We start from the raw sequence: 22,264 nt of genomic DNA on the forward strand, positions 1-22,264 counted from the left end.
GGCATCACCCAAAAAAACCGTGCAGATACCAGCGCTGGCTGAGGCAGTCCTTGAACAGCCAGCACAGGCTGTGGTCTTCCCGCTGGGCAATGTAGTAATCCCTCACCTGACGCTGCTGCCACCAGTGACTGTCGATGCGCTCTGGCCCCTGGAGCAAGTGCAGTGCACCCTGGTAATACAACTGACCGTCGCGTTGGGACAAAGGCGCGGGGGCGGGTAGCAACCAGCTCGGTCGAAGGCCAACGGGGGGCGCAGGGTGGTGGGATACGGGTGAATGGTCGGCGGGGTTGAAGACCCGCAATTGCTGGCTGAACTCGGGAAGGTGATTGTTCTGCAAGTGAAGCTGTTGCAGGCAATCGTCACCCAAACGCAGGCGCAGCTTGTCCAGTATGGTGGTCAGGGCTTCCTGTTGATCCAGCAGGGCCTGTTCGTCGTTAAACAGCTCATTGCTGCCCTGGTTCAATGGCAGAAACTGTTTGCAGTGCAGGGTGAGCATTTCCACCGGGCCTTGCAGTGGGCGTTGCTCCAGGCCCAGCATTACCAGATCGATCAGCGAGCGGCGGCGAAAAACGCGGTGGCTCAGTGGCATAATCCAGTCTTCGCGGTTGCCGTCTAAATACAATAATTGCCAGTGCAGCTCGCGATTGAGAAGCAGTCGGCGTTGCAGATAGCTTTCCAGCTCGCTGAGCAGGGCGGATACCGGAAAGCGCAGCTGCTCCTTGCTGTGCAGGCCGCCGTCGAATTGTCGCTCGCTGTGAAATTCCTCGGCAACGGTGAACAGTGGGCGGGGGTCGTGACAGCGGCCATTCATGCGTTCGAGCAGATCGGGCAGGGCTTTGCCAAAGCGGCTGCGCAGCTCTGCCAGGGGCAGGCGCTGAACATCGCCAAGGCGGCGCAGCCCCATATTATTCAGCGCTTCCAGTTGCCGTGGGGGCAGTGGCAGCAGGTGGCTGGGCAGGGCCGCCAGCAATTGCTGGAGCGCCGAGTGTTTTAACTCGCCCTGCCGGTTGGCGGTGTGCTTGACCGGGGTGTTGCTCAGGCTGAGTAATTCTGCGGCCAGCGGGGTATGGGCCAGGCCGGTATGAAAGACCAGGCCCCGCTGGCGAAATGCGGCAACAAGGCGTCGGTAAAGTTGGTCGAGGCTCTTGAACAGGCGCAGCGAGCGGCTCAGTTCCAGCAGAATGCCATTCGGCGGCGACAGGCTGACTTCACCACTGAAACGATAGGCCCACAGCGCCAGATTATGCAGGTGGCGGGCCTCTGCCTCGGCTTGCTGGGCCACACAGACCAGTCCCGGAGCAATGCTCAGGGCGGTGCTTAGCGATTGTTCCGCTTCAACCCCCTGTTGCTGAGCCTGGGCATTGCACAGCACAATCCGCCCTTTGTCGTGCAGGGCAGCAGGGCCGTCAGCCGGTGGCTTTTCGTTGGGGGGCAGGGCGTCGAACCCCAGCAGGGGAAAGCGCAGACACAGAAATAGCATGGCGGTTCAGTGGGGAGTGCCGGGCCGGGGGAGGGTGTCGAGGCCGAGCGGCAAACGTTGCAGCGCGCCCTCTGGCCGCGACGACGCCACCAGATTCAGTCGTCGGCGGGGCGCCTGACGGTATACCGGCCAGCTTGAGGCGGGCTGTTGCTGCCAAAGCAAGCTGGCGGGGCGGGGCAGTTGCAGCCGCTGCCCGGCGTGGCCGCCACTCTGCTTGAACACCTCAACATGCAGATGCTGCGACGAGGCGCTCAGGCTCAGACGCAAGGGAGCCGGCGATGTCTGTGGTTGGCAGCGAATATCGCGAAAATGCAGGTGCCAGCAATTGCCCTCCCGTGCGGCAAGGTGAAGCCGCCGCAATTGGCGGTCTTGCAATGGGCGGCCGTCAAACCAACTCAGCAGGCTGGAAAATGCGCCACTGCGCAGCAGTTCCTCGGCGGCCCACAGTTGCTCCCTGGGCGTGGTGCAGCGCAGCACATAATGCTGATGACAGGACAGGTTATGTTGCTCCAACGCCGGAGCAAAGGGCAGGTGGGGTGGGTTCAACCACAGCACCGGTCGCTGGCGGCTGCGCTCCGCCAGACTGGGTAGCACCAGCTCCAGTTCGCCAATGCCGCTCTGGGAACAAAGCAGTTCGGTACTGCCATGCACGGGCCAGCCGCCGAGATGCAGGGCCTGATCCAGTGCGGCAAAGCCGCTGCTGACACTGTGTTGTGTGTTTCGCCGTGCCACGCCTGCACCCCGGGCGTGCCACAGCTGACGCTCGCTCATGAGTTGTTGAAGGCGTGGCTTGGGCATAACGCTATCGCAATTAAATACTGGTTATATGTACAGTATACGAATTGCGCAGGATGTTCAATTCAGATTTGTCGGCCTGAACTCAGCCTTCCGGTATCAGTGCTGTGCAGTCTGTTTCGTTGCTGCCTGGAAACAGCGCTGCGGCAATCACATTGGCCGGTGCGCGCAGGGCCGTTGCATAGTATTTGGCCCGCTCTACCCTGCGCTGGTGCAACAGCGCGTCAAAAGTCATTCCGCTGCTGTCGAAGTCACCACTGAGCTGGCCCTCTGAGCGGTTCATATATACCGCGAGTTCGTCGAGAGTACAGGTGGAAAAATTCAACCGCTGGTCGATCAGCAGGCGTGCCTGGTCGAGGAAATCGCGCTGACGCAGCAACTCCCTCTGCATGGTGACAATCCGGGCCTCCAGCATACGCAGCATATTCACATCGCTCCCGGCGAATTGGTAATTGAGAAACTCGTCGGAAAAATGAATGGCATCAACAACCTGATTGAAGTGCAGCTCGCAATTGAAGAATGCACGGTAGGTTTGGGTGAAGTTACCGCCGGGATCAGAAAAGCTAAAACTCACCGCATCGGCATGCCACAACTTGCCGGTGAGCTGGCGCAGCAGCATAAACATCTGCGCTGTGCCAAACACATTGCGCTGCCGAAAAAATTGGCTGCCAAAGGGGCTGGCGGGCTTGCTCAGGGTTACCTGTCCCGCCATCACACTGTGCTGCCAATAACAGGTGTCGCGATAAAACACCGGAAATTGCGCGGCCTTATCCAGGCCATTTTCCAGATCCAGACTCAGCGAAAGCACCCTGGCAGGCAGACCAAGCTGCGGCGCCGAAAGCTTGTCGGCAACATGCAGGGCAAGATCCTGACAATGGTAATGCTGCGCCATATCCTCCAGCAGATAATTGAGTAAATGACTGGCAGCGAACCTTCCCGGCGGCGCCAGTAGTCTGGGCGACAAACCCAGACGTTTAAGCGAGTGCTCAAGATCAATGCCCAAAGACCGCGTGGCCTCCTGCAGGGCATGTAAAACAATTTCGTCCTCGGAGGCGGAAGGCATCATGGCACCTGCTCGGTCTGTAGAGAGAATACTGAGGTTTAGCAGATTCTATGCCAGAAAGAGTCATTCGCTTGCAGGGCAAGCTCCCACCGGGCTCGGTAGTTCCTGCGGGTTGGGCAGCTCACCTGTAGGAGCCAGCCCATCAATGACGCTGGGGACAGACCCCGGGGTCTGTCCCCGATGGGGGAGTGCCATTCGCTTGCAGGGCAAGCTCCCACCGGGCTTGGTGCTTCCTGCGGGGTTGGGCAGCTCACCTGTAGGAGCCAGCCTTGCTGGCGAACCATCCTGTCAATGACGATGGGGACAGACCCCGGGGTCTGTCCCCTAATGCTGATGCCCGCCCGATAGCGCGTGCCCCTCGGCGTCGTACATACCGGACGCACCGCCTTTGATAAAGCCCAAACGAATCATTTTCAACAAAAACGGGTCGGATTCGTTGTCGCCAATATCGGCGTAGTCGGTGGTTTGGTAGTCCATGCGTTGCTTGAAAAACGCGGCGATGTCGCTGAGTCTGCGGTGTTGCTGTTCCAGCTGCCAGTGTTCGCGGTGATCGCCCTGTTCAATGGTCAGCGATTGAATCAGCCGCTGTTCCGGTCGCCATACCAGCGAGACGCTGCGCTCGCCCTGTTGCTGATGGTAGTGTTCAACGCGCTTGCAGCCGCTGCCCTGACTGCCGGTGAGGGTCATGCTGCTGAGGCGACTGTTGCTGATTAAATGCACTTTGCTGGACCAGTCATCGTCGTTTTCGGCACCGCCGATTTCATTGCTGGCATATTCGATTCCCCGTTGGGCGGTGTCGAAGTGGCGGGTAACGCGGGCCTGTTTCGTGGCGTTGCGCTCCCACACCTCTGTGATATGACGGTCGGCGAAATGGTGGGCCACCAGGCCCTGATAACGCAGCAGCTCCAGTGCGCGAGTGGTGGTGTGATCGCCGTGCCGAGTGCTGATGGAATAGCGGGCCTGCAAGGGCTCGCTGATACAGTCGGTAGCCGCACTTAAGGCACCGGAACACAGCAGCAAAACAGAGAGCAGGGCAGATCGGAATAAGGTCGATTGAGATAACAGCATAATGGTCAGTCGCAAAGAAATTAATAAACCGGAATACAGACGGGCGCCAATGTCATCATCGGCGCCCGTCGGCAAGTCTCCCCATTAAGGGGAGGATGGATCAGGGCGTTTGCCTGGCATCGGCCTTGTTCACCAAGTCGGCGGCAAAGTCCATCACGTGAAAGATCACGCTCTGTTCATTGGTGCCGCTGACCAGTGAGGCGCCGGGGCCGATGGCGTAAATGCCCACGTCTTCTCCCGCGTGGGTTTCTGAACCCAGCGGAATCAACGCCTCCTGATGGAAGCCAGGAGCCGTGGTATCCACAAACAGCAGGTCCTGGCGGCCAGTGTCGATGGCGTGGTTGTAGCTTTCATCGGCGTCGGTTTCGTCACCCAGGTCGCGGAAGCCTGGCCCGTTGGTGTAACCGAGGGTGGTGTAGGGCATGTTATCGGCGGCCAGCGAGGGCGCATTGGAACCCACCGGCACGACCTTGCCCAAAATCGGGTTGCCGCGCTTGGGGTAGCCCGCAATGGTGAACACGTGGCTGTGGTCGGCGGTGACGATAATCAGCGTGTCCTCCTGACTGGTCAGTTCAACCGCCTTGGCCACCGCTTCAGAAAGCTCAATCGCGTCGGTGAGCGCGCTGTAGGCGCTGCCAGCATGATGGCCGTGGTCGATACGACCCGCTTCCACCGTGAGGAAATACCCTTCGCTGTTATTGTCCAGCACCTTGATGGCGGTTTCGGTCATCTCACGCAGCGAAGGCTCACCGGCTACATCGTTGTGACGGTCGGCCTCATACTGCATATGCGACTCGTTAAACAGGCCGAACAGCTTGGTAGTGTTTTCGGTATCCACCGCCTTGAAGCCAGATTTGTCGAACACATAGGTGCCAGTGGCGTACTGGGCCTGCCACTCGTCTACCAGGTTGCGACCATCGGTGCGGTCACCTTCGGTGGCGCTTACCGCGTCGGGGCTGTTGGCAGCGGGTATATTGGGCAGGAAGTGACGGCGGCCACCGCCCATGACTACCTCAATACCGTCGACATCCACACCGGCGATACGGGCCTCAAGATTGCTCTCGAAATTAATCAGCTGCGAGGCGATATCCTCACAACCCGCCGTCACCGCAGCGGCAGGCATATCGCTGATGTCTTCCCAGTTGCGGTCGGCGGATTTGGCGTAGGCTGCAGCGGGGGTGGCGTGGGTAATCCGCGCCGTAGACACAACCCCGGTCGACTTCCCAGCAATTTCGGCCAGTTCCAGCGCGGTCACCAGCTCATTACCGGCCACGGTGGAGCAGTCGCCCCGCACTACGTCTTCGTCAACGCCAATCACCCCGGCGTCGGTTTTCACACCCGACATCATCGCCGTCATCGTGCCCGCCGAATCCGGTGTTTGCGCATCCACGTTATAGGTCTTGGCCAGACCGGTGAAGGGGAATAGGTCGAAACTCAGGTTGTGCTCCTCACCCAGCTTGCCCTTGAGCTGACCTTCCAGAATCCGCGCGGCGGTCACGGTGGAAATACCCATACCGTCGCCGACAAACAGAATCACGTTTTTGGCTGAGCCGCGAGTGGCACCGTATTGTTGAACCTGGCTCACTCGCTGCTGCCCAGCGGTAAACCAGGCATTGTTTTTGGTATTGCCGATCAGGTCTACAGGCTCAGCGGCGCTGTGGGGCTGGCAGACATACTCAGTGTTAGTGATTTCGCTGGCGTCGAGTTGGTTGTTGCTGTTGGCATCCGCGCCGCTGTCGAAGCGAATACCACCACCGGGGCAATTGGCATCGCCTTCGGCCAGCGCCGTTTGGCTAACCAGTGCGTTGCTGCCATTTGCGCCATCGGCGCCGTTGGCACCGGCGGGGCCCTGTGGGCCAGTATCGCCATCGTCTCCACCACAGGCGCTCAGGCCCGCAATGGCGGCTGCAAGAATTGCGACTTTAAATACGTTCATTTCAAATCTCCTGTTATCAGCTCGTAGCAGCCTTGTTAATCGGCAATCAGGCCAAGGGCATCGTTAATCAGATGGAATACAAGGTTTTGCTCAATCACGCCCTGCACCTTTTCGGCACCGGGGCCGGTGGCGTGAAGGCTGATATCTTCACCAGCGTGGGTTTCTGAACCCAGTGGCACCAAAGCCTCCTGGTGGAAGCCGCTGCTGGTGGTGTCAACGCTGGCCAGATCGTGGCGACCGGCGTTATTGCTTTGGGAATACACCGCGTCGGCGTCGGTTTCGCTGCCCAAGGTTTGCATCCCCATACCGTTGGTATAACCCAGAGTGGTGTAAGGCATACCATCGGCGGCGGTGGCCGGAGCGGTTTCGCCAATAGCCACCACCTTGCCCAGAATCGGGTTGCCGCGCTTGGGATAGCCCGCAATGGTGAACACGTGGCTGTGGTCGGCGGTGACCAGAATCAACGTTTCGTCGGGGTTGGTGTTGTCGACGGCGGCTTTCACTGCGGCGGCAAACTCCACTGCATCGGTCAGGGCGTTATAGGCGCTACCCGCGTGATGGCCGTGGTCGATACGACCCGACTCCACCGTCAGGAAAAAGCCGTTGCTGTTATTGTCGAGAATATCGATCGCCTTGGCGGTCATCTGCGACAGTGAAGGCTCGCCGGACACATCGTTGCCACGGTCGGCTTCATACTGCATATGCGACTCGTTAAACAGGCCGAACAGCTTGGTTGTAGTGCTGGCATCAACGGCGTCGAAACCCGTTTGGTCGAACACATAAGTGCCGTTCTGATACCGGGTTTGCCACTCGGTGACCAGATTGCGACCGTCGGTGCGATCACCCTCCACCGCGCTGACCGCATCGGGGCTATTGGCGCTGGCATCCTTGGGCAGGAAATGACGACGACCGCCGCCCATTACCACATCAATACCATCAACATCGGCGCCGCTAATACGCGCTTCAAGATTGCTTTCAAAGTTCACCAGCTGATCGGCAATATCCGTGCAACCCGCATCAATGGCCGCCTGGGGCATATCGCTGATGTCCTCCCAGTTGCGGTCAGCGGCCTTGGCATAGGTGGCGGCGGGGGTGGCATGGGTAATCCGTGCGGTGGAAATCACCCCCGTGGCCAGGCCTTTCAGTTCGGCCAGCTCGACGGCGGTAATCAACTCATTACCGGCAACAGTAGCGCAGTCGCCCCGCTCGACATCTTCATCAACACCAATCACGCCAACATCGGTTTTTACGCCCGAGATCATCGCCGTCATGGTGCCAGCAGAATCCGGGGTTTGCGCATCGACGTTATAGGTTTTTACCAGCGCACTGTAGGGAAAGGTTTCAAAGCTCAGATTGTGCTCCTCGCCGCTGCCGCCCAGTGTCTGGCCTTCAAGAATACGCGCAGCGGTAAGGGTAGAAATGCCCATGCCGTCGCCAACAAACAGAATCACATTTTTCGCGGTGCCCGCCGCCGGAGCAGAGGCCTTGGCTTCGGTGGTGGTTTTGGCAGAGGTAAACCAGGTGTTGCTGGTTTGGTGAGCGGGCAGCACCGCCGCCGTAGTATGAGACGCAATAACCAGAGGCAAAGCCCCTGACAATAAAGTGCGTGAAAAGCGCATGTGGAAGCTCCTAGTAAGAAGGTGTTCTATGACCGGAACGGAGAGGTCGCAGGGTTATATCCGCTTGACGTCTGATTACACCCCGGCCAAAAACCAGCGTCGGAGCACGTAAACGACAGCGGCTTTATCATTTACCGCGTTAGATCCTATGGGCAGATGTTTACGGTTTTATTGCGTTTTTTTGGCGGTTTGACGACTATCGCGGCGAAATGCGCAGAACACGCCGGAATAGGGGAGGTGTAGCGTCGATTGCGGGGGGGCTAGCTTTTTTAAAAAATTACATTACAGTGGGGTGGGTAGTACAGGTAGGTACTCAGTGTGTGGCTGCGTTCGCGCCATACCGTCAAACATCGCCGGTTGACTCAGGGAATGAGAATGCAGAAGTCGATATCAGAAAATTCCTGGCTTCAAAGCGTTGAGAGTGGTGCCTGTTTGGGGTGCTGGGGTGGTTTGTGCGCCTGTCTAAGATATTACAGTGGCCGCCCGGTAAGAATTTTTGTGAGGCCGGAGGCCGTATTAACGCGCGTTAAACCTCATTTGGAGACCTTGTGCCAAAGTACAAAAGAATATTTGACGCTCCCCCTGAGGTAATAAACCGCTATTACAGACGAAAGTGGACGCGAAAGTACTGGCCTTCGGTTGAAGCTGCAACACTGCGATACTCCAGGATCGCTTTGACCTTCCGGGAAAGGAAGAAGAATAAAGTTTTGAAGGCCACCCTTGAGACGTTCAAGAGAGAGGCCGAGCGAGCGAACAGTAAGGGGAACGAGTGCACACAGGCACTCATGAATATGGGGCTGTTTTACCTGTTGGCCGAGAACGATATTCAGGCTGTCAAAATTGATGCTCTAACTCATCCTGATGAATGGAAAAGGAAGTTGTCACTGAGGATTATTCTGCTCACCATCTATGAATGGGACATGGGTAAAGTGGCAGGAAAGAATCTCAAGGCCTTGCTATCTCGCTCTTCGGTACCCGAAGAAGTACAGAATGAGTTATTCGAATCACTGAGGACGCTAAAAAAGGCACAGCGTAAAGCAGCGAAAATACTTCATCAGCCTAGGAATTCTGTTATAGCTCATCGAGATCCAAATGCGTTGGCTCAAGTAGAAACTATCGAAAGCTTGAATGCCAAGGAAGTATTCGGTGCCGCAGAGGACTTTTATGCGTCTTCAGATCGATTCATGGGTGCATTCTCAAAAGTACTATTGCAAGCAGGCAGCTTACACGGCTTGCTTGCCTTTATACTCAATAAAAAGAAGGCTTAAAAAGTGGCTGTTGTCGGTTAGCTTTCAAGGATAGAAATGGACACATTTGAGTACGCGCAAATTGCTACAGCGTTTTTTTCTGTGCTTATCGCTCTGGTAGCGCTTGGGCTAGCGATTTATGAGGGCCATAGTAACAGAAAGCATAATCGGCTTTCTCTAAAGCCTTCTCTAGTTATGGAGACTTCTACTACAAATATCCCGCCAACCATTAATGCAACGATCGTAAATGCAGGGCTGGGTCCAGCAGTTATTAAAAATATTCAGTTTTTCTATCACGGTACTGAATTAGTGGGTGATATTGAATATGAACTAAAGGCGGCAATATCCAATATTTTGGAAAATTTTTTGGTAGAAAGTACTTTAGTATCCCTTATGACCTCCGGTTATGTATTTAGAGCGTCAAGTGAAAATAATCTCATAAGGATTAAGGTACTGCCGCATGAGTCTACATGTATCGATAATATGAAGGAGCTTCTTGATATTATTGATATCCGCATAGAATATCAGTCGTTTTACGGGGAACCTGATGCGTATGATTCCAGAGAAAGCTAGCAAGGACAGTAACGGCGACGTATTTTTCGCTCGCATGCGGCAAAAAAATAACGAGCGTTTTGGCGGCATTAAATGTCTTACCGTACCAACAATGAGAAAAGGAAAGATGATGAAAAAAATAGTTACATTAATAACTTTTGCGACATTGGCTTCTGGATGCTCAGTGCTAAATAAGCCAAAACTTTACGGAAATGATTCTTGCAAAAACCCGGATAAGACGGCTTATGTATACTCTAGCGGAAATGCTGCTGTCTGTTTGAAAGAATCCGCTGTGGCTTACATGATCTGCGCCAGAGAACTGGGAATTTTGTCAGCAAAGTCTTCAGGTGGGATTAAAGGTAAAGCCACTGTTGATGTAGCCGGTCAAGGTAAAGCGGATGGTAGTGCAGAAAGTTCAAAAGAAGTGATTGTTATTTACGCTGACAAAGGCCCACTTGCTGTCGCTACTGCCGATGCGATTAGAACCTGCATACAAATACATGATAATTACAATGGGGTTTAACAATGGCAGGCACCGCAACGTCATACTCTAAGTTTCGAGTATGACGCCCGTGCTCTGGCGTTGAGGCTGTAGGTTTTCTCTTGAATGCCAGTGTATTTTGCTAAGCTAAAGCATCTGATCAGATAGCAATGGCATGCCTAAGCTCAAACCCTACGACTACAAACAGGAAACGATGTGAAGGGCTTCAGTCATGCAGCCCGCTGACACTCGAGGATGGTCAAAACCATCCTCGAGAGATTTTTTCGTGAACAGTAAAATGGCTGATAACGATATTCGCTACAGCGCGACATCTTCCTGGTAAGGGCCGGGCAGCAGGCCCTGATTCGGGTTGCGTACCAGATTGGTGTTCGCCATGGTCGACAGTTTTGGGGTGTTATCGACAATCGAGCCCACAATTTGCGAAACCACCGCGCCAATCAGTGCGCCAGCCAGGCCGCCGCCACCATCACTGGACGACTGCTGTGCAAACGCGACTCCGGTCCAAAGCGGCGCGCCGGTTCTGGCGTCCACCAGTTTCAGCTCTGAGTCGACGACGATCACTGAGGACAGCAGCTGATATTTCTGACCACATTGGCGAATATTGGTGTCACAAGCGGCCTCGATACCGTTGAAATAAAGGTGTAGGGGGCGTTGACGTCGACCGTTTCATTCAGCGGTGGAATCACTATGTCTTTTCTTGCGGACAGGGCCAAATGGTCTTGCGCTACATGGCTGATATTTTAGTTATATTAAACACCGGCCTTGAAGGGTCTCTGTCGGCAATGACTTAGTTTTGACTCAGAATGGTAATGCCAACGGCAGCTTCCTCTACTCCGATAAGACCGCCACTGTTCTCCTGCAAGGCGATACGGGCACCCTCTACCTGTCTTGCTCCAGCTTCACCGCGTAATTGGGTAACCAGTTCATGTAGCTGGCCAAGCCCTGTGGCGCCAATCGGGTGTCCTTTTGATACCAGTCCACCCGAGGTATTTACGGGCAGGCGGCCACCAAGCGAAAATTCTCCTCGCTCTGCGGCGGGGCCGCCCTCACCTCTAGGCACAAATTTCAAATTCTCGACGTGAAAGATTTCACCGGCGGCGGAGGCGTCATGCACCTCAGCCACATTGATGTCTTCGGGGCCTAAGCCTGCGATGTCGTAGGCCTTTTTCGACGCCAGTGTTTCGCAATGGTTTTCGAAGTCATCCCATTCCCTAAGTGTATAACCGCCAATGACGCTGGCCTTGACAGCGATTGTACGGCGTTTATCCGCGCCGATGCGTTTAAGGCCGTATTCATTGCATACAATTATGGCCGCCGCTCCGTCGCTTAGCGGGGCGCACATCGGGAGTGTCAATGGGAAGGTGATGGGCGGTGCGGCGAGGACTTCTTCGATACTCATTGCTTGGTTAAATTGTGCCAGAGGGTTGTGCACAGAGTGGTTATGGTTTTTCGATGCGACGGCCGCAATCTGTCTCTGGCTGGTGCCGTAGCGTTGTATGTGATCGATACACATTGCGGCGTAGATTTTCATGAATAGGCTGTAAGGCCGATCGGACTCTGAGCCCTCGGGCGCAACAAAACCTTCCGAAAGTTTCGTTAGTACCTTGGCATTTTCTTCGCTATTAGCGACGTCCCAGCCGCCATCGAATACCTTGAATGCGCGAGCTTTATCAGGAATATGCATTTTCTCTGAGGCGAGAACCAGGGCTGTGTCATAGCTGCCAGCAAGTAATGACTGAATGGCCATATTTAAGCCAATGGTGCCGGAGGCGCAGGCACCTTCGACGTTCACTATGGGAATGCCTTGCACTCCGCATTTACTCAACACCACTTGGCCTGGAATCGAGGTTTGATCCTGAAGATGGTTTGTAATTCCTGTGTAATAGGCAATGCCAAGGTCGTTGATAGCGCAACCTGCATCTTTTACTGCCAGTTGGATGGCTTCGTTTGCTAAATGATCTAGCGAGCATTCGAGGTGGCGGCCAAAGCGTGTCATGCCAATGCCAACTATATAGATACCGTCCATTGTTATTCCTTAAAAACTGAAGTTGATCGCAAAAGTCAAAACGCTGAGTTTGAGGTCTCGGTTTCGCTTATCCGCGGTCATTGTTAGCGTTAACCGCAGCATCTTCGCGAATGATTTCTGTGCGAAATCGGTCAGATCATGCCGCCCATAAGGCCGCCACTGGCGGCCATAACCTGGCCCGTTACATAATCTGAAAGTGGGGAGCACAGAAAGTAGACAAGGTCAGCGGCTTCGTCGATATGTCCAGCTCGACCAAGTGGAATTGACTGGATTTCGCGTGGGCGGTAAAGATCGTCTGCCGTTGTGGATTTCGCGTCTTCTGCGTTGATGCCAATTGCTTCAAGTATTTTATCCGGTACTCCCATTTGAATTTCTTCACCGCCAATTTTGATGCGGTTTTGCTCGCTCTGTGGTTGACCGAAGCGAGTTTGGATAATGCCAAATGCGGCCACGTTCACGTTGATCTTGTGTGGCCCCCATTCCTTTGCCAGGGCTTTGCTCATGCCAATAAGCCCCGCTTTGGCCGCCGAATAATTGGATGCACCGACATTGCCAAATGAGGCGGCGAGGGATGATACATTGACGACTTTACGCATGACTTCCCGTCCTGCCTGCGCGTCGCTCTTGGCCGCAGCGAACATGTGTGGAGCTGCAGCACGAAGCAGCCGGAATGGCACCGTCATGTGGATGTCGAGCATGGCTTGCCATTGCTTGTCGGTCATTTTGTGTAATGCAGCATCCCAGTGAAATCCGGCATTGTTGACGATGATGTCGGGTGAGCCAAAGCGCTGAACGGTGGCGTCGACTAAGGCTTGTGGTGTGCTTTCATCAAGTAAGTCAGCAACATGTGCTGAAGCCTGGTTGCCAAACTCCGCTAGCGCTACTTCAGCTGCCGATGCATCCATATCGGCAAACATGACGCGCGCGCCTTCTCCTACCAACTTTCGAGTGATGGCCATGCCGATACCTTGCGCCCCACCGGTAACGATGGCGGTCTTACCCTCGAGCATTTTCACTTTGTTATTCTCCTTTCCATATCGGGGCGCGCTTTTCGGAAAATGCACGCAGACCTTCTTGTAAGTCATAAGATTGCATGACCGGAGCGACGAGTTCTTCCTGCAGCCGCCAGCCCTCCGCGTCGCTCCATTGCTCCGTAGCCGAGCGCGAGGCAATCGCTTTTGAGGCTTTAACCGCCATTGGCCCATTACGTACAACTAATGCTGCATAGCGTCTGGCTTCAATTAGGGTTTGGCCTACGGGGACCATGCTGTTGACGTAGCCTAATTGATGCATGGCAGCAGCTGAGCGTGGTTCTGCGGTAATGATCATCTCCATTGCGATGTTATGGGGAATGCGATGCGGGAGCCTGAAGCAACCGCCGCCAATGGCAACAAGGCTGCGCTTGGCCTCGGCCAGCCCGAAGATCGCTTTTTCGGAGGCAACCACGATATCGCAGCAAAGGGTGAGTTCCATGCCGCCAGCCAGCGCTTGGTTTTCGACCGCAGCGATGAGTGGCTTTGTTGGAGGCTGCGCCATAATGCCGAAGCCCCCGCGGCGCGGGGTTGATGAGACCCTACCTGTTTTAGCTGTTTCAATCAGGTCTTGCCCAGCGGAAAAGGTGGGCCCATTTGCGCTAAGGATCGCGCAGCGAAGATTCGGGTTCGCTTCGTATTGGTCGATAATGGCTTCCATTTCGTCTGCCATCGCTTGATTGAAGGCGTTGCGCGCCTGCGGCCGATCTAGCGTGATGAGCAGGACGTGCTCATCAATATCCGTTTTTATGTAGCTCATTGTGGCTGCTTTCCTTGTGCTCGACTAGACACGACGTGTGTGATTACGCCAGTAGGGCTCGCGAAGTTCGCGCTTGAGTAATTTCCCCATCGTGTTGCGAGGCAGTGAGTCACAGAGTTCAATGGATTTCGGGCACTTGTATGAAGCCAGCTTGCCCGCTGTGAAGGACATCAAATCTTCCACGCTTACATTGCGACCCTCTCGCAGCTCAACAAAAGCCAGGACTTTTTCGCCAAACTCTTCGTCGGGTATGCCGATGACGGCGGCGTCTTGTACGTCATCGTGTTGTATGATCGCCGCTTCAATTTCGGCAGGATAAAGGTTGACCCCTCCAGAGATGATCATGTCCTTAGTGCGGTCGGTGATGAACAGAAAACCGTCTTCGTCCATATGACCGGCATCGCCGATACGGAAGAATCCATCTTTGTCGACGGTATCGGTGCCCAGGGTTGGCGCATTAATGTAGTTTCGAATTGTGACCGGTGTGCGAACCCAGATTTCTCCGGGCGTATTTGCCGGTAATACCCTACCGTCGTCGTCGCGGATTTCGATACTGACGTGTCGATGAGGTTTACCGCTGGAGTCAGGTTTTATTTTTTGCATTTCAGGAGAAAGATCGCTAATCATGCCGACTTCGGTTGCGCCGTAGGATTCGAACAGCACTTCCCCGAAGTACTCGCGAATCCAAGACTTTAGGGATGGTGGAACTGGCGCAGCGCCAATCGCCAAGTTGTTTAGCGATGATATGTCGTATTTGGCGAGGGTTTCCTCTGGCAACACTTTGAGGCGTTTGAACATAGTGGGTACACCGGTCCAGTAGCTTACTTTATGACGCTCAATCAGGCGGAGGGTTTCTTCCGCATCAAAGCGTCTTAACATAATAAGCAGGTTGCCGTTGGAGAGTGCTGCACCGACATTCGCTGGCCCTGCAGCGTGGTGCAACGGAAGTGTTAACAGCATGACATCGCCTGGGTTTAGCTTGCGACTCTGACCGATTGAAGCGTAATACTCGGTCGCCTGTTGGGCGGTGAAATTAGGTGCTACATCATTTCTTACCCCTTTGGGCAAGCCGGTGGTGCCGGATGTGTAGATGATTAGCCGAGCGTCGCCAGCCGAGTATAGAGCCGGTGCATCAGCCGCCAACAATTCATCATAGGATACGAAGCCTTCGGCTGGTACGTCCATTGAGATGCGCAATTTAATGGGCAAGCCATCGAAGGCCGGTATTAACGCGGTGGGTGATTCGTCGTCGCACACGACAACGGTGGCGCCGCTATTCATCAAGACGTAATTGACTTCACTTGGAGTGAGACGCCAGTTTAGACCGAGAATCGTGCAGCCGATTTTCGCTGCGGCAGAAGCGAAAATCGCCCATTCATAGCGAATTTGTAAGCGGGTAACAATGATGTCATCGGGGCCAATACCCTGGCGCACGAGCCCCTCGGCGAGTGCGTCTGCGTAGGTGTTCCATTGCTTATAAGTGAGTTGTCGATTGCCGTCGATAATGGCAGTTGTATTGGGTTTTTGCTGGGCCCAATACTCAATGCTTCCTGGAGTTGGCTGAATATCTGCTGATACCACTGCGTTGGAAGTGCTCATTATTGTTATCTCCTTGGCTGAAATTAGGTTGTGTAGTTGATATTATTTGCTAAGCGCATAGCAAGTCAATGGTGAAGTTGGTCTCGCCGAGTTGATTTTTTTTAAGGTGTTCAGTGGCGGGTGGTTTTCTCGCAGGACATTTGAGTGCGCTGCGGTGATGGAATAGCCAGGTTGTGCAAAGGCTCCCTGGTACTGCGCTGTTGAAAAAAAAGATGTGTGAAGGTGGATCGGCTGCAGCTTGTCTTATCAGTTAATTGGCCTGGAGCTGCTTGCGTGTTTTCGGGAAAAACGGAGGCCGATATACGGCTACATGATCCTTCCAGTTGGCTGGTCGGATCATGCGAGGGGAATAAAACTGAGGTGGTAGCGGCAAGCGGAGCAAAGCGCTTTCTATTTGCTCTGGTCGATCAGTTCGATTTCATTGTAATTATTGGATAACACGGAAGCTATTAATCGTGGTGCAAATGAATTGTTCGACTACGGCTGAGGGGTCAAAGTCTTTGCTGGATACTGAAAACATGAGAGCGCCGCGAAGAAATGCGTAGATCATTTGTGCGGAAGTTGCTGCATCTATGCTGGACTTGATATGACCTGCGTCGATACCGGCGGTGATCTGCTCTTGCAGTGTTGACGTGCCTTTTGTATTTAGCTTGGTGAAGGCGCGTCCTACAGATTCGTTCACAGGTGCTTGCGCCAGGAGGAAGGAAAAGGCGCGCATGGAGTCGTCCCCCTTTTTCAGTAAATTTGCATATTGGCGGATCATTTCAATGAGCATGGGAAGGCCGCGCTCTGCATGCACGCCAGTCGATAAGCCAGCGTAATAGCGTTCAACAATGTGTTCGGCCACTCGTTCGATCAGTTGGTCTTTAGATGCGAAGTAATGTACTGGCAGTCCGCGGCTATAGCCCGCAGTCTGGCCAACTTCAGCCAACGTGAAACCTTTAAACCCGTTATGAGCGATCAATGAGACCGCAGCATCAATTAACTTGGATTCAGCCTCTTCCCTGCGGTCTACCTGGGTGCGTCGCTTTTGGATTGTCATATTGATCTCCCTGTTAGGCTTTTATTCAAATGCCATTTTCTCACAAGCTGGCATTAACTTGTGTGTGATTCAGCAAAATAGTGCAATGGAATTGCCTGTCTGCAGAATAAGCTTGACAAGGCCATGGTGAGTCTATAAAACATGCTATACAAATAACAAGTATTTTTTGGCGCGCCATTTTCTCCTTGCTTATTGTTGTGGGTAGCGATGAGACTCGAGCAGTTAAACGCATCCATTATGGCAGTAATCTCGCACAGGAAAGTCCGGTCGCCGATCGCAGGAGAGATCATCTATGAATCAAATACTAAGACCGATTGTGCTTGGGGTTTTCCTGACTGGCGAGGGTGCCGCTGTACTCGCCGCTTCAGGACGGGCGAGCGACGAACATAGTTCAGCTGCGTCCGCCGAGAACGCATCAGGACAAGTTGTGAGAACCGCTAATCGGCGCGTTTTAGAAGAAGTTTTGGTTACGGCTCAAAAGCGCGAGGAATCATTGCAGGACGTCCCTATCTCAATTACATCTTTCAGTAATGAGTTTGTGCAGGAAAACTCTATTAGTGATCTTGGTGACCTCAGCTTGTTTGTGCCCAACGCACGTATAGATACCAACGGGACGTTGCCGCAGTTGAGTATTCGTGGTTTCAATGCTCACCCAATGAATCGTGCTTTTGAGCAGCCCATTTCAATGGTCATTGATGGTGTGACCTACGGCACCTCGCCGTACTTTCAGCTTCCACTCTACGACATACAGCGCGTCGAGGTGCTGCGCGGGCCACAGGGAACCTTGTTTGGAAAAAATAGTACGGCGGGTGCTTTTAATATCGTAACGCGTTCCGGTGGTGATGAATTTAGTGCCAACGTTAATTTACAGTCTGGTCAAAGGGGGCACCGGAGTGTTGAGTTGGGTGCGGGTGGGCCGCTGGTAGAGGATGAGTTAGAGGTTCGTGTGGTTGCCTCGTTCGATGAACGAGATGGCGCATTGCGAAATACAACAAAAGCTGTGACGCCGTTAGCCAATGAGCGCAGTGGTGGAAATCGGCGGGAGGCTTGGCGGATAAAATTGACCGCCCCAGATCTGTTGGCGGGTCGCATGGAGTTTACCTACGATCATGCAAATGTAGAAATGACGGGGTTGGGCTCAGAGCTTACTTTGGTTAATCCAGACGCAGAGGCGATCTATCGACAGTACGATCCAGGGTTTGATGGTATTACCGATAATTACATCACGTCGGTTGATGGTGATGAATTTACTTCTATTGTCGTGGATTCGTTTGCCCTCAATCATAGCTTTGATGTTGGCGATTGGGGGGTAACACTTGTTGCGGGGTACTCTAAGCTTGAATATCAGTCTGTGATGGATGCTGATTTTGGCCCGACGCCCATGTTGACCCTGGATAACAAGGACACGCACCCTCAAACCACGTTCGAGCTTAGAACCGATTCGCCGGATTTGGATGGTTTGCTTGGTTTGGGCAGCATGTTTGGTGCCGATTTAGGCAATAGTCGCTTGACGACCGGTGTGTTTTGGCAAGATCGTGAGATTAGTGATGCTTTGGGGCGCGTAATAATCGATCCGGCGTCTACTGTGGCCTTACTGGGGATCGATGCAGGGTCGAGCAGCGCGCCACTACCGGGTGCTCCTGCCATGCCGGGGGGGAGTGGAATTCAGAATGACCCTAGTGACGATGAAATCGTCGATATTGTGTTCAGTCAAATGACAGAGTCATTGGCTTTTTTCGGACAGTTGGATTGGATGTTTAACTCGGTAACCACGCTGCAGCTTGGGCTGCGGTATGGACAGGAGAGTAAGAGTGCGAACTGGGAAAGCGCCTACAGTCAAGGAACAGGTGCGCTGGCATTAGCGGCTCTCGGGCGCGAGGAATACGCCGCGCAGCGAGAGCGAGAGGAATCCAGTCTTATACCGAAAATACTGTTTAAATTTGATATCTCAGATGAGTCGAACGTTTATGTTTCATGGGTTAAGGGGTTTCGTGGCGGCGGGTTCAATATGTTCGCCTCTACGTCAGCGGACTCAAACCTTGAGTACGAAGAGGAGGTTGTGGCGTCGTGGGAGGCTGGCGCCAAGTTAAGACTGTTTGACGGTGCGGCCAACCTTAATATCGCCGTTTTCCGCATGGTCCTTGATGATTTTCAAGTGTTAACGCAGGATCCAGATACAGCGGCCTTTGCTGTGGATAATTCGGGGCGGGCACTTTCTCAAGGTGTGGAGCTTGATGGAGTATGGTTGCTCACCGACTGGGTAAAACTCCAGGGTTCAGTGGGGTATAACCCTACAGAGTTTTTGGAATTTCCTTATGGGGGTTGCACTAAGGATTATCCAGACACCGATGGTGACGGTGATGAGCGTTGTGACTTGACGGGCGAGCCGCTTGATTTCGCCTCGGAATGGTCGGCAACACTCGGGCCTCAGTTCAATATCAATGTGCTTGGAGAGTTTGAACTTGTCGCGGGTATCACCGGCATTTATCAGAGTGAATATTACGCTGATTTAGCGGTCCGTGATGACCGCGTGTTGCAAGGAGAGTCGCTGCGATGGAATGCGAACATTGGTTTGGGTAGTCGGGATGGGGCGTGGACGGTTCGCCTTGTGGGGCAGAATCTGACAGATGAAGTTGTTTCGATGTTTATCAGTGATGTGCCTTTATTGACGGGAACGTTCTACCAAGCTCCCGCAGCGCCTCGTAGCATACACGGTGAGGTAACTTGGCGGTATTAGAGTCGACGATCACCTGCCTGCGTCGGATTGATAGGGCTTAGGCAGGTAGATTGTTTTCTCGCGCGACACTTGACAGCTGAGGGGATGTTTGGAATACTAATTTTTAGGTTAAAATAATTTTTATAAAAACATGTTGAGTAGATAGCAAGTAAGTTCAGTTCAGTTCAGTTCAGTTCAGTTCAGTTCAGTTCAGTTCAGTTCAGTTCAGTTCAGTTCAGTTCAGTTCAGTTCAGTTCAGTTCAGTTCAGTTCAGTTCAGTTCAGTTCAGAGAAAGTAAATTACACAATTAAAATAGCGTTTTTGAACAAGTAGCCCGTAAAAATATGTTGAATGATTAGCAAGTTTAGCTAAGTTCACTCTACCTAGGAGATAATAATTATGAGTGGAGTAAAGATGGGGCTTCCTTATGCCCTACTGGCCGCACTTATGGTCGGATGTGGAGGTGGTGGAGGTTCAGCGACTGTTCCACCAGTGGATGATGTTGTGGACGTTGTTGATAGTGGTGAGAATGCAGAAGAGTTCCCGCTTCTTGGCAGTCGACATGCCAAAAGCGAGTGGAATCTTTACTGTGACGGCAAACCCGACTCAGCCGAACTGCCGCCTGATCCTCGGACACTCGTCGTGCCTGGTACTAACGTTGGTAAGGCGGTTTACTTCAATGCCTTCTGGGAGTCATGTCACGAAAACGTCCCCGAAGAATACAATCCCACGCTTGAAACTTGTGGTGATTGGCGCGCGTCTGTTGAATTTGGCGAGCGCACCATTATCGATATATTGCCTTCGATAAGCGCAACGGTATCAGCTGAAGAGTTTGGTTCGGCTTGGCAGGCATGGGGCCTAACCGAGAGGCCTGAAAATTACGATCAAATGTACACGCTTCGCTACGGCATGAACGCAGCACCCTACGACAACCCCTATCCGCTGCCCGGGGAAGATCCAAACTTGACCAACGGCGGCTCTGGACAGCTGCCACAAGGCTTCCGCCAAACGAAGGATGCAGACGGCAACTATACTGGCCAGATAGGCTCCACTGCGTGTTTGCTGTGTCACGGCGGTACAATCGGTGATCCATACGCGGGGGATGATGTGTTTTCCCTCAAGAACCTGGGTCTCGGAAATAATAACGTGGATCTCGTTATGCAAGGGATTGATTCTGGCGTTCCGATTAACGTGCTCTCACTCGGGACCGACCAGCGCGGACAGAACAATGCGACTGGAGGAACGGCTGTTTTGATGGGCCTCCTCGACTGGGATACGCTGGAAATAAACCCGAATCCAGCTAAGTTGGCAGTGTTGACGGCGGATTCAACACAGGCGACCGGTGCTCAACAGGATGCTCCCGCCTGGTGGGGGGACTCGTTTAAAACGCGCAAAATGTTCGACGGTGGTCCGGCCATGGATGCCCAGCGACTTGCTTTGGCCGCCGGTGGTGACTTTAGCTATGAGTTCATGGAAACACATGATGACAAGGTGATGATGTGGTTAACGTCACTGGAGTCGCCAAAATATCCAGGGGAAATTGATATCGCACTGGCTGAACAGGGCGCTATCCTCTTCCACGTTAAGGATTTGCGTGCGGCGCCAGGTAACGAAGGGAAATTGCCGACCGAAGGTAATGGGTCTTGCGCTAGCTGCCATGGAGTGACTTCGCCTCGCTTTGCCAACGACCCTGCATTCCTTGACGATCCGGCTTTGGAAGGTATTGCCGCTTATCGCGTGCCACTTGATGTTATTGGTACCGATCCTGCCCACTTCGATCATGTTGGTGAAGCCATGGCTGATGCTTGGGATTCATCGTTCTGGAGTTATACCGATGGGCAAGATAAATGGGTCGATCCTAAGGATAAAGATCCTGCTCTAGAAATGGCAGATGATGGTTTCCCAAAGGATATGCGGCCTGAGGGCGTTTGTAAGTGGAATCGTACTCCAGGCTATATGGCGCCACCGCTATACGGTGTATGGGCGACGTCTCCCTACCTGCACAATGGTTCTGTTCCTACGCTTGAGGCGGTGTTGGATTCAAGTAAACGACCACAAATATGGCGTCGGCAGTTGCAAACTATTGGGCCTGTTACAGGGTATGATCAGCGTTTGGATGTGGCCTATGACTATGATTCGGTGGGCTGGAAGCATGATGTGCTGAGTTGTGGCGAGATACCGGGGAATACACTGTTCAACTGTAATCCTGTGGACGATGAAGGCCCATCTTATATCCAGACTGTTATGGCTATGGCGAACTCCGCTTTGATGTGGGCCCCTTTTGCTCCAGTGAATGACCCGACCCCAGGTGCAGAGGATAAGCGCTTCATTATGGACACGCGTAAGTTTGGTAACTCCAATTCAGGGCATGACTTCACTGATGCCTTGACTGGGCGCGAACGTGAAGCAATTATTGAATACCTGAAAACCCTCTAGTCCATTGCCGGAACGTGCATTGCGCGCTCCGGCCTTTTTTTTTGTAGTTCTAACGTTTGGTTATTATCCTCTAAGTGCAATTTTCGCAGTATCTGTGGCGGAGTTTGTTGTAGGTGGTAGCGTAAAAAATACAAGAAAATAGGTTGACGATATAAAGAACTAAAATAATGTTTTAAAGGATATTCTGATTGTGAAAATTACCGGGATTGCGATAGTTTGCCGAAAAGCCAGGGATTATTTTTTGTATTACCTCGTGGCCACTGTTTTCAGGAAACGCTGAATTCGGTTGTTCTTGGTTTATATCGTAGATAGTAATTTTTTTATTACTTCTTAGGGTCAAAAATAATAGTGTGCCAGTATTTTTTAATTAACCAAAATAATTCATAAGAATT

At 53.1% G+C, this 22,264-nt stretch carries 17 protein-coding genes and 1 pseudogene; 6 read left to right on the plus strand and 12 right to left on the minus strand.

The features are described from left to right. Positions 1-4: 4 nt before the first annotated feature. The 6 genes from HCU74_RS02265 to HCU74_RS02290 all read right to left on the minus strand — a co-directional run bounded on the left by HCU74_RS02265 (position 5) and on the right by HCU74_RS02290 (position 7,961). Positions 5-1,480, minus strand: a complete 1,476-nt coding sequence (locus HCU74_RS02265; protein WP_168448765.1) for a Y-family DNA polymerase — start codon at positions 1,478-1,480, stop codon at positions 5-7. Between the two features lie 6 nt (positions 1,481-1,486). Next, on the minus strand, positions 1,487-2,278 hold the full coding sequence (imuA, locus tag HCU74_RS02270; protein WP_168448766.1) for a translesion DNA synthesis-associated protein ImuA: 792 nt from the start codon (positions 2,276-2,278) through the stop codon (positions 1,487-1,489). Positions 2,279-2,360: 82 nt separating this feature from the next. After that, positions 2,361-3,341, minus strand: coding sequence for an AraC family transcriptional regulator ligand-binding domain-containing protein (locus tag HCU74_RS02275; RefSeq protein WP_168448767.1), 981 nt, complete (start codon positions 3,339-3,341; stop codon positions 2,361-2,363). A gap of 321 nt (positions 3,342-3,662) precedes the next feature. After that, positions 3,663-4,406, minus strand: coding sequence for a hypothetical protein (locus HCU74_RS02280; protein WP_168448768.1), 744 nt, complete (start codon positions 4,404-4,406; stop codon positions 3,663-3,665). 100 nt (positions 4,407-4,506) lie between these two features. Further along, a complete protein-coding gene (locus HCU74_RS02285; protein ID WP_168448769.1) occupies positions 4,507-6,342 on the minus strand; it encodes an alkaline phosphatase family protein in 1,836 nt (611 codons plus the stop codon). Between the two features lie 35 nt (positions 6,343-6,377). Continuing rightward, positions 6,378-7,961, minus strand: a complete 1,584-nt coding sequence (locus HCU74_RS02290; protein ID WP_168448770.1) for an alkaline phosphatase — start codon at positions 7,959-7,961, stop codon at positions 6,378-6,380. Positions 7,962-8,509: 548 nt separating this feature from the next. On the opposite strand from HCU74_RS02290, the gene HCU74_RS02295 reads away from it, so the two are divergent. From HCU74_RS02295 to HCU74_RS02305, 3 genes are read left to right on the plus strand one after another with little or no spacing between them, the layout of a single operon-like run. Then, positions 8,510-9,229, plus strand: a complete 720-nt coding sequence (locus HCU74_RS02295) for a hypothetical protein (RefSeq protein ID WP_168448771.1) — start codon at positions 8,510-8,512, stop codon at positions 9,227-9,229. Between the two features lie 36 nt (positions 9,230-9,265). Next, positions 9,266-9,781 carry a hypothetical protein gene (locus HCU74_RS02300; protein WP_168448772.1) on the plus strand — a complete coding sequence of 172 codons (516 nt, stop codon included), beginning with the start codon at positions 9,266-9,268 and terminating at the stop codon, positions 9,779-9,781. Continuing rightward, positions 9,756-10,283 carry a hypothetical protein gene (locus HCU74_RS02305; protein WP_168448773.1) on the plus strand — a complete coding sequence of 176 codons (528 nt, stop codon included), beginning with the start codon at positions 9,756-9,758 and terminating at the stop codon, positions 10,281-10,283. The genes HCU74_RS02300 and HCU74_RS02305 overlap by 26 nt, the downstream gene beginning before the upstream one ends. Positions 10,284-10,559: 276 nt before the next feature. On the opposite strand, the gene HCU74_RS02310 is transcribed toward HCU74_RS02305, so the two are convergent. The 6 genes from HCU74_RS02310 to HCU74_RS02335 form a co-directional block, all read right to left on the minus strand. Further along, positions 10,560-10,886 (minus strand): GNA1162 family protein, encoded by a 327-nt coding sequence (locus HCU74_RS02310; protein WP_345889650.1) that lies wholly within the window; start codon positions 10,884-10,886, stop codon positions 10,560-10,562. A 163-nt stretch (positions 10,887-11,049) separates the two neighbouring features. Next, complete coding sequence (locus HCU74_RS02315) at positions 11,050-12,288, minus strand: thiolase family protein (RefSeq protein ID WP_168448774.1); 1,239 nt, start codon at positions 12,286-12,288, stop codon at positions 11,050-11,052. Between the two features lie 131 nt (positions 12,289-12,419). Next, the gene (locus tag HCU74_RS02320; protein ID WP_246864439.1) at positions 12,420-13,298 is read right to left on the minus strand and encodes an SDR family NAD(P)-dependent oxidoreductase; all 879 of its coding nucleotides are present in this window, start codon (positions 13,296-13,298) and stop codon (positions 12,420-12,422) included. Positions 13,299-13,308: 10 nt separating this feature from the next. Further along, positions 13,309-14,079, minus strand: coding sequence for an enoyl-CoA hydratase-related protein (locus tag HCU74_RS02325; RefSeq protein WP_168448776.1), 771 nt, complete (start codon positions 14,077-14,079; stop codon positions 13,309-13,311). A 24-nt stretch (positions 14,080-14,103) separates the two neighbouring features. Then, positions 14,104-15,678, minus strand: a complete 1,575-nt coding sequence (locus HCU74_RS02330; RefSeq protein ID WP_168448777.1) for a class I adenylate-forming enzyme family protein — start codon at positions 15,676-15,678, stop codon at positions 14,104-14,106. A gap of 427 nt (positions 15,679-16,105) precedes the next feature. After that, a complete protein-coding gene (locus tag HCU74_RS02335) occupies positions 16,106-16,720 on the minus strand; it encodes a TetR/AcrR family transcriptional regulator (protein ID WP_168448778.1) in 615 nt (204 codons plus the stop codon). Positions 16,721-17,012: 292 nt separating this feature from the next. On the opposite strand from HCU74_RS02335, the gene HCU74_RS02340 reads away from it, so the two are divergent. The 3 genes and pseudogenes from HCU74_RS02340 (at position 17,013) to HCU74_RS02350 (ending at position 21,872) form a co-directional block, all read left to right on the plus strand. Next, positions 17,013-19,457 (plus strand): TonB-dependent receptor, encoded by a 2,445-nt coding sequence (locus HCU74_RS02340; protein WP_168448779.1) that lies wholly within the window; start codon positions 17,013-17,015, stop codon positions 19,455-19,457. A gap of 182 nt (positions 19,458-19,639) precedes the next feature. Beyond that, a pseudogene (locus HCU74_RS20390) lies at positions 19,640-19,747 on the plus strand (hypothetical protein); the annotation flags it as partial. A gap of 88 nt (positions 19,748-19,835) precedes the next feature. Beyond that, the gene (locus HCU74_RS02350) at positions 19,836-21,872 is read left to right on the plus strand and encodes a c-type cytochrome (protein ID WP_168448780.1); all 2,037 of its coding nucleotides are present in this window, start codon (positions 19,836-19,838) and stop codon (positions 21,870-21,872) included. Positions 21,873-22,264: the final 392 nt, after the last annotated feature.

This window comes from Spongiibacter thalassae (assembly GCF_012272835.1).
GTDB classification, from domain to species: Bacteria; Pseudomonadota; Gammaproteobacteria; order Pseudomonadales; family Spongiibacteraceae; genus Spongiibacter; species Spongiibacter thalassae.

Bases quoted from the DNA above. Each gene is read 5' to 3' on its own strand.
- HCU74_RS02265 (WP_168448765.1), bottom strand. From the start codon at position 1,480: ATGCTATTTCTGTGTCTGCGCTTTCCCCTGCTGGGGTTCGACGCCCTG.
- HCU74_RS02300 (WP_168448772.1), top strand. From the start codon at position 9,266: ATGGACACATTTGAGTACGCGCAAATTGCTACAGCGTTTTTTTCTGTG.
- HCU74_RS02290 (WP_168448770.1), bottom strand. From the start codon at position 7,961: ATGCGCTTTTCACGCACTTTATTGTCAGGGGCTTTGCCTCTGGTTATT.
- HCU74_RS02285 (WP_168448769.1), bottom strand. From the start codon at position 6,342: ATGAACGTATTTAAAGTCGCAATTCTTGCAGCCGCCATTGCGGGCCTG.
- HCU74_RS02305 (WP_168448773.1), top strand. From the start codon at position 9,756: ATGCGTATGATTCCAGAGAAAGCTAGCAAGGACAGTAACGGCGACGTA.
- HCU74_RS02335 (WP_168448778.1), bottom strand. From the start codon at position 16,720: ATGACAATCCAAAAGCGACGCACCCAGGTAGACCGCAGGGAAGAGGCT.
- HCU74_RS02320 (WP_246864439.1), bottom strand. From the start codon at position 13,298: ATGCTCGAGGGTAAGACCGCCATCGTTACCGGTGGGGCGCAAGGTATC.
- HCU74_RS02330 (WP_168448777.1), bottom strand. From the start codon at position 15,678: ATGAGCACTTCCAACGCAGTGGTATCAGCAGATATTCAGCCAACTCCA.
- imuA (WP_168448766.1), bottom strand. From the start codon at position 2,278: ATGCCCAAGCCACGCCTTCAACAACTCATGAGCGAGCGTCAGCTGTGG.
- HCU74_RS02315 (WP_168448774.1), bottom strand. From the start codon at position 12,288: ATGGACGGTATCTATATAGTTGGCATTGGCATGACACGCTTTGGCCGC.
- HCU74_RS02275 (WP_168448767.1), bottom strand. From the start codon at position 3,341: ATGATGCCTTCCGCCTCCGAGGACGAAATTGTTTTACATGCCCTGCAG.
- HCU74_RS02280 (WP_168448768.1), bottom strand. From the start codon at position 4,406: ATGCTGTTATCTCAATCGACCTTATTCCGATCTGCCCTGCTCTCTGTT.
- HCU74_RS02350 (WP_168448780.1), top strand. From the start codon at position 19,836: ATGAGTGGAGTAAAGATGGGGCTTCCTTATGCCCTACTGGCCGCACTT.
- HCU74_RS02340 (WP_168448779.1), top strand. From the start codon at position 17,013: ATGAATCAAATACTAAGACCGATTGTGCTTGGGGTTTTCCTGACTGGC.
- HCU74_RS02325 (WP_168448776.1), bottom strand. From the start codon at position 14,079: ATGAGCTACATAAAAACGGATATTGATGAGCACGTCCTGCTCATCACG.